We start from the raw sequence: 4,277 nt of genomic DNA, 5'->3' as shown, positions 1-4,277 counted from the left end.
AATTCTTTGAAAAGCCTGTCATGGTCAATCATTCTAGCAACTCCTCCAACACGGGGCAGATATAGCGTAGCTGACACCAGGGGTAAAATAGTACAAATTTACCTAAAATCGTGGTTTGTAGTATGCCAATGACAAAACTAAAGCTCTTATTCTTTCGTTATAGGCTTGTCTAACAAGGAGCAAGCATGACTTGAATGATTTATCTAAAAGTGATAGCTAAAAAGCTTATACAATAATACTTTCAACCCATTTTGCCCCTAATATCTAGCTACTGCTATATTTACCCTTTATTACAAAACGAATTGAGTTAAGTTGCCAAGAGGCAAACTCTATAATGGTATTATTTTATACAGGCTAAACTTAGCAATGGTACGGCATATAATGTTCACTTTCGTATTATTTATTACAATAGACAATTTTGTAACTACTATGAATGTAAGTAAGAATTTATTGCTCTTGTCTTACTATTAAGTCCAGTTCTATTTTCAATTTTTGACAATCGCTTCAAGCTGACTAAGCAGATTTTCTAGCTGTTGAGTTTTTTTCGGATCATTCCAAAGCATCTTGTTTTTCTTTGCCACCTCAATCGTGTTAGTTAAGCGTTGTTTCAGGCTTACAGGTTCGGACTCGGACAGTGCTTTTTTACTACCATTCAATGCTTTAACTCGTTGCTTGATTTCAGAAAGGCTAAGGAAATTATTGATAGCTTCTTCTAAAACTTTTTGCCTGCTATCTTTGTCTTTGATACTAGCAATCAAAATTCCTTTAGTGTAATGAATTTTACCTTGACGAATAGCATTCAATATTTCTACTGGTTTTTTAAATAAGGGAAGTCGAGTTGCAACGAATGATTGCCAAGTAATTCGCCCGAATGAATTAAATACCTGTTGAACAAGTTCAGCTTCTTGACTAACCAAAACGTTTTGGTTAACAGTATTTTTTGTTGCGTTGTTCATTCGGTAAAGAAAACTAACAACTTGCTCAGTTTCATAGCCCAGTTGAATTTCAAGCACTCGCAAGGTGTTGTCTAATTCCTCTAAAGCACTGAAGTCACGACGATTTGTATTTTCTGATATCGCAGCATAAAAAGCGGTATGATCATCCCAATCAAAAACCTTGACTGGTATCTCTTCCAATTTTAGTATCGCTGCTGCTTTTAATCGCCGAAGTCCTGCAACCAACTCATATTTTTCAGATTGAGTGGGATGGGGACGTACCCATAGAGGAGAACGAATTCCATTGGGTTGAATATCATTTAGCGCCCATTGTTGTAGCTCTTCTAAATCATAGTAATGCCGAACTGGTTTGCCATCTGGAATAAATGTGAATGTACAAACAATTGCGCTGTGCGGAATGATTTGTTCTTGAGCTATTTCCGCTATTTGTACAATTTCCTGAGTAGTGGCTTGTCCAAAGACAAAATTCAGTTCTTCATTGTTAGCAATATTATCCTTGAGTTTTCGTCGAGTCATGATTCTGATTCAAATAACTTCAAAGCTTCTGTTAGGATTTTGACGTAAGCACTTGCCGCCGCTTTAGGAGCTTCTCCCTTCATACGAAACACTGTACTACCTTGTCCAGGTGCATCCTTAATACATTGACGGTCAGGAAGGGTAGTATTAAGCAAAGGTATAATACCGCTTTGCAAAGCTTCTCTAGCTTCTCGTAACAAAATAGTGTTGTCTTTTACTGCATTTAGATAAATCGCTGCTATCGGTAGCCCTCCTCGAATTTCCTTTGCTTGACGCACAAATTGTACAATTTTACCTGTACTTGCTAAATCGATCATGGAGTCCCTGCAAGGAATAAGTACTAAATTAGAACGGATCAAAATTGCTTTTGTCACCTCACTTGCATTTCCTGGGCCATCAACAATTACAACATCATAAGACTCTGCTAACTTTGGAAGTTCGTCAAATAAAACCTCTGGATCACCAATGACCTTACAAGGTAAGTTCAGATCCTTCAACCAACTTGATGAGCTTTCCTGCCCATCTGCATCAACTAAAATAGTGGAATACCCCATCTGGGTAAACCAATCAACAGCATGAACTGCTCCTGTTGATTTCCCTGCTCCACCTTTCTGGTTAGCAAATGCCAAAATTTTAGGAAGCTTTTCAGATTTGGTCGTAGTCTTCGTAGGCTTGGATTTTACCATAGGAGCAATTCTCACTTTGCAACAAGTGTATTAGTCTTCATCGAAACCTCTGGGCCTGAAACCCCGTCCTTGCAGGACGGCTTTACAATTATCGAAATAAGTCAATCAACCAAAATATATGGCTTGATGTTATCACTGATTCTAAAAAAAGAATGAAAATAAAGTTAACCAAAACGTTTTGGTTAAATAAAACGAATACAAGTAACCCCTCTGACAGAAAGACTAATGAAATCTACCGAGCGTCCATCTAAAACACCAGAGAAACAAGAGCCAAAGCTCAACGGTCAAATTTCCAAATTTAGCCCTACCCTGGCTGATGACAATTTGCCGGAAGAACTCACAACTGGCCAACAGCCCGGCCATGTCCCTGTCAATGAAAAACCCATAAAGCGGCCAAAAGTTGAGCCGCAGGTGACTGGCAAGCGCAACAAGAAAAAAATAGATTTACCACCAGCAGCCAAACCTCATATACCCTTTCAAGACCGCTCCGAAGAACCAGAATTACCGCCAGAACCCTGCCAGCACATGCAATTCTTGGATTGCAACTTGGAGGTAGGGCGTGTGATATTCGAGTGCTACCACTGCTTGCAGGGGATAATCAGCGAGTACACAGGAGATCCCGTAATGGGCGAGTACAAAGGACGACCTTCAGTGATTTTCACAAAGGTAAAATGCCCTAACTGTGAGCAAACAGCCATTAGGCTGCAAGCAAGGGAAGTGCTTTCGATTACGGCGATACATTCACCTTGGCAGCAATGATGGTACACTCCCTCTTCAAGAGTGATTAGTAAGAGATATTTACGATTGATAATGCAAAAGTTGAAAATTTTACCCTTAATTACTGCACTAACGGCACTGACACTAACTAGTTGCAGCACTACTACTGCTGAACAGTATGAAGCTACCGCACTCACCAGTTACACCTGGCAAGTTAAATATGCCAATAACCTAACTAGTGAACCACAGCCACGCATTGAAATCTTTGCGAATACTTCAATGTTGAATCGGAATGGATTGAAACCGGCAGGAGCCGTTGTTGGCCCAGATGACAGAGGGTTATGGTGGCCTACTTTACCGCCGCGGCCAAGTGTTGATGAAGTTGAACAACGTAAAAGACCTCAAGAAGAGATAGGAAAACCTGAATTAGTGAAAGATGTAAAGTACAAACTGACTTATGGAGTGGGTAATTCTCAGCAGACACTACCTACTAATTATGATGTTTATCGACAAGTGGTAAAAGCTTACCCCCAAAAAACTCCTTTGGAATTGACTTTGGGTGTGAATGATAATTCAGTAGAGAAAGCTGAACCTGTAAGCAAGTAATAACGCACTCGTTACCTAGTCAGCAAGCAGTTATAGATCAAGACTGAATTGCTTTTCAATAAAATATTGACAGTAAAGTATAAATCAAAGAGTCAACGATTATCTAAATTAATTTCTGCTCCGTTGATAGAAAAGATTTCAAAAATTCCTATTGGGGGCTAAATGGGGGCTATATATACCCCAACAATAGCTCAGGACTTTAGTGACATTTTGACCCCTATATAGGATATATATAGGTGCTAAATGGGGTACATCTGACTTTTTGATATTGTGTACCCCACTTAGCCCCCAAGGGGTTATGATAAACTCTTGAGTCTGGATCAAAAAGGGGGAGTTATTTTATTCTTCTCTCCCCTACTCCCCCAAATTCTCTGAACAGATAACTTTCACAAATTAAAGTTTATTACTTGGAGCCTATGTCAAACATTCACACGTTGCAAAAAATTTTTCCTGCGGGTTTCGATAACGGTTACGGAAGTCTTAAACTTTTAGTCGATGGCTTTGAAGTAGTTCGTGTCCCCAGCTATATAACCAATGCCGAGATGGAAGATGTACCTGGACGTGTAGTTTTCAACGGTACTGCTTACACCGTTGGAGAGTCTGCTTACCGGACAGGGAATTATTTTGACCGCAACACAGACAATAATGAAAATAAAGTCAACAACGCATTATTAACTTTATTGGGTGCATTGGCACATCTCCCACACCGTAAGGCTTGGCACTTAAAATTAGTCGTCAGTTTACATGATGTTGCTCTGGCATCAGAACTACAAAAAGTACTCAATGGAGAATATCA

General features: G+C 39.5%; 4 protein-coding genes and 1 pseudogene. 3 read left to right on the top strand and 2 right to left on the bottom strand.

Annotated elements, in window-relative coordinates; genetic code table 11:
- Window positions 1–485 precede the first annotated feature (485 nt).
- Both CDG77_RS33755 and CDG77_RS33750 read right to left on the bottom strand, forming a co-directional pair.
- Window positions 486–1,472: a ParB/RepB/Spo0J family partition protein gene (locus tag CDG77_RS33755; protein WP_223270130.1), complete on the bottom strand. Its 987-nt coding sequence runs from the start codon at window positions 1,470–1,472 to the stop codon at window positions 486–488.
- Window positions 1,469–2,158 carry a ParA family protein gene (locus CDG77_RS33750; RefSeq protein ID WP_223270129.1) on the bottom strand — a complete coding sequence of 230 codons (690 nt, stop codon included), beginning with the start codon at window positions 2,156–2,158 and terminating at the stop codon, window positions 1,469–1,471. Before CDG77_RS33750 ends, CDG77_RS33755 begins: the two co-directional genes overlap by 4 nt.
- Window positions 2,159–2,383: 225 nt before the next feature.
- On the opposite strand from CDG77_RS33750, the gene CDG77_RS38295 reads away from it, so the two are divergent.
- From CDG77_RS38295 to CDG77_RS33735, 3 genes and pseudogenes are all read left to right on the top strand, one after another.
- Window positions 2,384–2,917 carry a hypothetical protein gene (locus CDG77_RS38295; RefSeq protein WP_223270128.1) on the top strand — a complete coding sequence of 178 codons (534 nt, stop codon included), beginning with the start codon at window positions 2,384–2,386 and terminating at the stop codon, window positions 2,915–2,917.
- A gap of 51 nt (window positions 2,918–2,968) precedes the next feature.
- The gene (locus CDG77_RS33740; RefSeq protein ID WP_094333509.1) at window positions 2,969–3,481 is read left to right on the top strand and encodes a hypothetical protein; all 513 of its coding nucleotides are present in this window, start codon (window positions 2,969–2,971) and stop codon (window positions 3,479–3,481) included.
- 416 nt (window positions 3,482–3,897) lie between these two features.
- Window positions 3,898–4,277 (top strand): annotated as a pseudogene (locus CDG77_RS33735) (hypothetical protein); the annotation flags it as partial.

This window comes from Nostoc sp. 'Peltigera membranacea cyanobiont' 213, from assembly GCF_002245975.1.
Classification (GTDB): Bacteria; Cyanobacteriota; Cyanobacteriia; order Cyanobacteriales; family Nostocaceae; genus Nostoc.
This window is presented reverse-complemented; position numbering and strand designations above follow the sequence as displayed.

Bases quoted from the DNA above. Each gene is read 5' to 3' on its own strand.
- CDG77_RS33740 (WP_094333509.1), top strand. From the start codon at position 2,969: ATGCAAAAGTTGAAAATTTTACCCTTAATTACTGCACTAACGGCACTG.
- CDG77_RS33755 (WP_223270130.1), bottom strand. From the start codon at position 1,472: ATGACTCGACGAAAACTCAAGGATAATATTGCTAACAATGAAGAACTG.
- CDG77_RS33750 (WP_223270129.1), bottom strand. From the start codon at position 2,158: ATGGTAAAATCCAAGCCTACGAAGACTACGACCAAATCTGAAAAGCTT.
- CDG77_RS38295 (WP_223270128.1), top strand. From the start codon at position 2,384: ATGAAATCTACCGAGCGTCCATCTAAAACACCAGAGAAACAAGAGCCA.